The organism is Paenibacillus sp. AR247 (assembly GCF_002968895.1).
Lineage (GTDB): Bacteria > Bacillota > Bacilli > Paenibacillales > Paenibacillaceae > Paenibacillus_AQ > Paenibacillus_AQ favisporus.
Genome location: NZ_PCZT01000069.1, coordinates 1 through 3,942, shown reverse-complemented (window position 1 = coordinate 3,942; position 3,942 = coordinate 1). Strand labels below are relative to the sequence as shown.

Here is a 3,942-nt window from a genome sequence, read left to right as displayed (position 1 = left end):
CGCTACAAGAATACTATGGACGGCGTGATGCGGACCGGGCGCAGCTTGCGGAGAAGATGAAAGAAAAGCAAGAAGCGGCAGAGATTGTGCAGCCGGAAAAAGAACATGACGAGGTAATACGATGGTTAACAGGCGCGTGAGCGCTTTTTTTATGTCCTACGGGCCGGACGTTAGACCGCCTGGGAACACGCGGGATACAAATCTGAGGGTGCAGACCGCAGCGACCCACAAAAGGAAAGATCGAGATGAAATATGTTTTTGACTATGTTAGGGTCAACCATACGATTAAAGAAGGAAACCACGTTGTAAAAGTCTACGCGCCCGACGGCCTGGAATACTGCAAAGGAGTCTGGCCGGTCACGGAAGAGGATACGAGCCTGAACGCAATTTGGTCCGGTCTATTTCAAGGCGATGATGTGGCGCGGATATTCGGCGTAGAGAAGGTCGCGATTTACTCAACAGATACCGAAGCATTCGCAGCTTATTGCGCTGAGTGTAAGGAGATGGACCGCCATGAATAACGCATTGTGGAGACTCGATCCGGATAATCTTGCCGGCTACACGGAGGACGCGGAAGTCGTGCGGAAGATCCGCCGGTCGCATCCGTTGTTTATACTCATGGCGACGTACTCGAAAGACGGGAAAACTTACGGCTGGCAGTACCGCATCCCATCTCAAAAGAAAAGGACGGCGAGAAGACTTTTAGGGGTCAACGTCGAGAGATAAGTGGTACGGTAAGCGGCGATATAAGGCCGCCACGGCCGTTTTAAGTCCGGAAGGTATAAACACCTTCGGGGCTTATTTGCGTTGCTAATTTCCAGCGAAATCACGGGAATAGGGGCCATATATGAACGTTGCAGAGGGGAGGTTGACTATGGATCAACAAATGGAGAGAGCACAACGATACTGCGACTTTTATAAGCCAGGTCACTTATGTGTGTTAATGGACGCACTACAATCAGAGTCCGATCCGCACTGTAAAGCGTACAGACAGCCTGCGCAGGATTGCCGATATTTGCGGCTCGTTGTTGCGAAAGGCGGGAGGTAATCGGATGCTGTACGTCAGTGAAATCCAGCAAGTGACGCCCTACATACGCATTGCGGTTGTTTCGGACCGCGAGACGGGCGAAGTTGTCGGAAGTATTCGGTTTGGTGACTCCGTTTCAGAACGTCGGGTGCGAGAAATGGCGCCCCTCTTAGTTAAAAAATCAAAGAAAACACGGGGGTAATTAGATGTTTATTGAGGGAATCGTGTGGCGCGGAAATCCAGAAGAAAATATGCAAGAGGTTTACGATCGGGTTGTTCCTACGCATTACCAAAGTCCAAGGGAGAGCGAGATTGAAACGGCTGCCGTCAAGACAGATAAAGGCAGTGGCAAAGCGGTCAAAGAGGCCACTAAGGAAAATAAGCGCGGTGAACTCACGGGAACTATCAATTCCCCTATTCGAGAGCGCGGGTTCGGTTTCATTACGCCAGATGACGGAGGGAATGACGTTTACTTTCACGCAGAAAAGAACCCAAGCGCAGAGGGATTAAGACGCGGTACTCGTGTCGCTTATGACCTCGAACGCAATATCAGAAGTGGCCGGACCTACGCCGTAAATATGTCAGCGATCGGAGGTAAAGGCGAATGGCGGACTATTTAATCGTTCATCGAGTTTACGAAATCGGATTCTGCGAATATGCCACGGATACCGTCGTGTTTATCGACGGAGAGGATACGCGGTTCGAGCGCCAATACACGAATGTTAAACCGGAGGAGGCCGTTAATTACTCGCTGGCCGAGGCGGTAACCTTTGTGCAGGGTATCATCGGACCGGACGCTGCAGCAATGATCGATAGTAACGGATCTCCGTACGTCGATTGGAACACATTCAACGCTAGACAGAACGAGGAGGAACTGAGCTATGAGTAACGTTTATATGCTTCGCGATTACACTTTCGACGGTATGAAACGGAGCGCCGGCAAGGTATACCATGTTGACCAGGCCAAAGCTGACGAGTTGATTAGCGCGGGGGCTGCTGTAAAGGCTGACTTTCCAACGCTGGATAATTACGAGTTGCAGATTAAACGAGCTGTTGATTCGTACCAGGAGCACGCCGATCGCATTGATAAAAATACGATTATGAGCGCCCATGAACGTCAGTACAAGATCGCAGAAGCTCGCGCGAAGCTTGACGAGACGGTAGAAAAGCTGAAGGCGGCCTATCAAACGGAGCTGAAGGCGCTGTCGATCGTTGCTGCGCGGAGTGCGTTCCGAACAGAGGCCACCACTCCGGAGGCCCAGGCGTTCGTTGACGGCGTGCTTATTCAGCTACGGACAAATGATCCGGCCGATGTTGCCGAGCTAATCAAGACACAATTGCCGGTTATGGACGGTCCTACAAAGACCGAGCTGCTGCGGAGATTCGACGATGTGAAAGCGTTGGCCGGGAATAGGGCAGGGGACTTCGATGAATTTTCCAAGGACTTAGTAACTGGTGACGCGCTTCAATACAAGATCCTTAAGCAGATCGGCCAGGACGGTTCTCCGGATTTAGCGTACGACCATTTGACGAAGAACCACAGGACCTATAAACCAGGTTACCTGGCTCAGGAAGTCTCTGCTCAGTACCGGTCAGACCGGGAGTATGAGGCCGCAATGGCCGAACTGAGAGGAGGTGAGCAAGATTGAGAGCGATCGGCAGCATGAACGTTCCCAACGAAACGGGGTTCGGAGGAAGGCGAAGGCTCGAACACACCGTAAGCGAAAAGTTAATGACGTTTAGCGATATGGCTGCGCTGGATACGTACCAGGCCGAAAACCCTGGCGCTTATGTGCGCAGCTTAGACGTGCGGAATGGCGCTATTCAGGCGCAAATGTGGCTAGTCGAGGAGGTAGGCAAGGATGCAACGATTTAAATTGCCGCTAAACCTGCAGCTCTTTGCGGAGGAAGATCCGGAGGGCGAGGAACAGCCGCCAGTCGAAACGCCAAAGACGTACACGCAGGCGGATATCGACGCACTAACCTCGAAAATAGACGCGCTGACTAACGATATGAAGCGAAAAGCGCTCGAAAAGGCGGGATTGGCCGGCGCAGATATCGACCACGCCCTCGGTTACATAACCGGCACAAGCTCGGAGGAGATTGCGGCGTCGATCGATTCTATGCGGGATCAACTGCCGGTATTGGCCCGTGTTGCTGCGCTGACGAAACCGAATTTACCTGACCCGCCAATAAGAAACCCGCGAAGGATGGAGCCTAAACGGGCAGACCTCGGCAAGTTGGGAGAAGACACGTACCAGAGATTAAAGCAAGGCGGAAAGCTACGCAGATACTAATTAGGGGGAATAATTAAACATGAACGGAACATTGACTATTAAAAAATCTTTTATCGAACGGTTGAACACGAATTTGTGGAGCTCAAGCGTTGAATTTGATGACGGAACAAAGCCGATCCATCTCGCCAAATACGGCGGCCAGGGCAATTACCAGTCGTCGGTTTCGTCTCTCGAGGGCTGCTTAGGCGCCGTTTTGATCCATCTAACGGACAGAAACAAAACCGTGACTACGCTGACGGTCAAACTTCCGGAAGGCGTAACGCTTTCGGCCGCCTACAAGACGCAAGTTACAACGAAATACACTGCGGACGGAACAATCGGCGCTATTACATTCGCTTAATACGGAGGCCTTCGGGCCTCTTTTTAATTAAAAGGAGATGAGACAATTGGCCTTCGACTTAAAGGGGCGCATTTCGATCAGGGATGACGGCGCCTCAAAAACGATAAAACGAGTATCAGATAGCATTGGTCGCGCGGAAAAAATCACTTCGTCATTAACGAGAGCAACCGACCGACTTAAAACAGAACAATCACGGGCGTCAGCGAACTCAGCGCGGCTGAAAACAGCACTGCGCGGCATAGGAACTAGCGCTAACTATGCTGGGAGTCATATGCGGT

General features: G+C 51.5%; 10 protein-coding genes. All 10 read left to right on the top strand.

All coding sequences use genetic code 11. From position 1 onward, the window contains the following. Positions 1 to 245: 245 nt before the first annotated feature. Positions 246 to 521 (top strand): hypothetical protein, encoded by a 276-nt coding sequence (locus tag CPT76_RS35950; RefSeq protein WP_105446267.1) that lies wholly within the window; start codon positions 246 to 248, stop codon positions 519 to 521. Beyond that, positions 514 to 726: a hypothetical protein gene (locus CPT76_RS35945; RefSeq protein ID WP_105446266.1), complete on the top strand. Its 213-nt coding sequence runs from the start codon at positions 514 to 516 to the stop codon at positions 724 to 726. Before CPT76_RS35950 ends, CPT76_RS35945 begins: the two co-directional genes overlap by 8 nt. A 326-nt stretch (positions 727 to 1,052) precedes the next feature. Next, complete coding sequence (locus CPT76_RS38200; RefSeq protein WP_181153263.1) at positions 1,053 to 1,229, top strand: hypothetical protein; 177 nt, start codon at positions 1,053 to 1,055, stop codon at positions 1,227 to 1,229. A gap of 4 nt (positions 1,230 to 1,233) precedes the next feature. Then, positions 1,234 to 1,647: a cold-shock protein gene (locus CPT76_RS35940; protein ID WP_105446265.1), complete on the top strand. Its 414-nt coding sequence runs from the start codon at positions 1,234 to 1,236 to the stop codon at positions 1,645 to 1,647. Continuing rightward, positions 1,632 to 1,916 carry a hypothetical protein gene (locus tag CPT76_RS35935; RefSeq protein ID WP_105446264.1) on the top strand — a complete coding sequence of 95 codons (285 nt, stop codon included), beginning with the start codon at positions 1,632 to 1,634 and terminating at the stop codon, positions 1,914 to 1,916. The genes CPT76_RS35940 and CPT76_RS35935 overlap by 16 nt, the downstream gene beginning before the upstream one ends. Continuing rightward, positions 1,909 to 2,676, top strand: a complete 768-nt coding sequence (locus tag CPT76_RS35930) for a hypothetical protein (RefSeq protein ID WP_105446263.1) — start codon at positions 1,909 to 1,911, stop codon at positions 2,674 to 2,676. Before CPT76_RS35935 ends, CPT76_RS35930 begins: the two co-directional genes overlap by 8 nt. Next, positions 2,673 to 2,903, top strand: a complete 231-nt coding sequence (locus CPT76_RS35925) for a hypothetical protein (RefSeq protein ID WP_105446262.1) — start codon at positions 2,673 to 2,675, stop codon at positions 2,901 to 2,903. Before CPT76_RS35930 ends, CPT76_RS35925 begins: the two co-directional genes overlap by 4 nt. Beyond that, positions 2,890 to 3,324 carry a hypothetical protein gene (locus tag CPT76_RS35920; RefSeq protein WP_105446261.1) on the top strand — a complete coding sequence of 145 codons (435 nt, stop codon included), beginning with the start codon at positions 2,890 to 2,892 and terminating at the stop codon, positions 3,322 to 3,324. Before CPT76_RS35925 ends, CPT76_RS35920 begins: the two co-directional genes overlap by 14 nt. A 19-nt stretch (positions 3,325 to 3,343) precedes the next feature. Beyond that, on the top strand, positions 3,344 to 3,664 hold the full coding sequence (locus CPT76_RS35915) for a hypothetical protein (RefSeq protein ID WP_105446260.1): 321 nt from the start codon (positions 3,344 to 3,346) through the stop codon (positions 3,662 to 3,664). Positions 3,665 to 3,710: 46 nt separating this feature from the next. Further along, on the top strand, positions 3,711 to 3,942 hold a 232-nt coding region (locus CPT76_RS38575), incomplete at its 3' end, for a hypothetical protein (RefSeq protein ID WP_219845505.1).

Bases quoted from the DNA above. Each gene is read 5' to 3' on its own strand.
- CPT76_RS35950 (WP_105446267.1), top strand. From the start codon at position 246: ATGAAATATGTTTTTGACTATGTTAGGGTCAACCATACGATTAAAGAA.
- CPT76_RS35945 (WP_105446266.1), top strand. From the start codon at position 514: ATGAATAACGCATTGTGGAGACTCGATCCGGATAATCTTGCCGGCTAC.
- CPT76_RS38200 (WP_181153263.1), top strand. From the start codon at position 1,053: ATGCTGTACGTCAGTGAAATCCAGCAAGTGACGCCCTACATACGCATT.
- CPT76_RS35940 (WP_105446265.1), top strand. From the start codon at position 1,234: ATGTTTATTGAGGGAATCGTGTGGCGCGGAAATCCAGAAGAAAATATG.
- CPT76_RS35935 (WP_105446264.1), top strand. From the start codon at position 1,632: ATGGCGGACTATTTAATCGTTCATCGAGTTTACGAAATCGGATTCTGC.
- CPT76_RS35930 (WP_105446263.1), top strand. From the start codon at position 1,909: ATGAGTAACGTTTATATGCTTCGCGATTACACTTTCGACGGTATGAAA.
- CPT76_RS35920 (WP_105446261.1), top strand. From the start codon at position 2,890: ATGCAACGATTTAAATTGCCGCTAAACCTGCAGCTCTTTGCGGAGGAA.
- CPT76_RS35915 (WP_105446260.1), top strand. From the start codon at position 3,344: ATGAACGGAACATTGACTATTAAAAAATCTTTTATCGAACGGTTGAAC.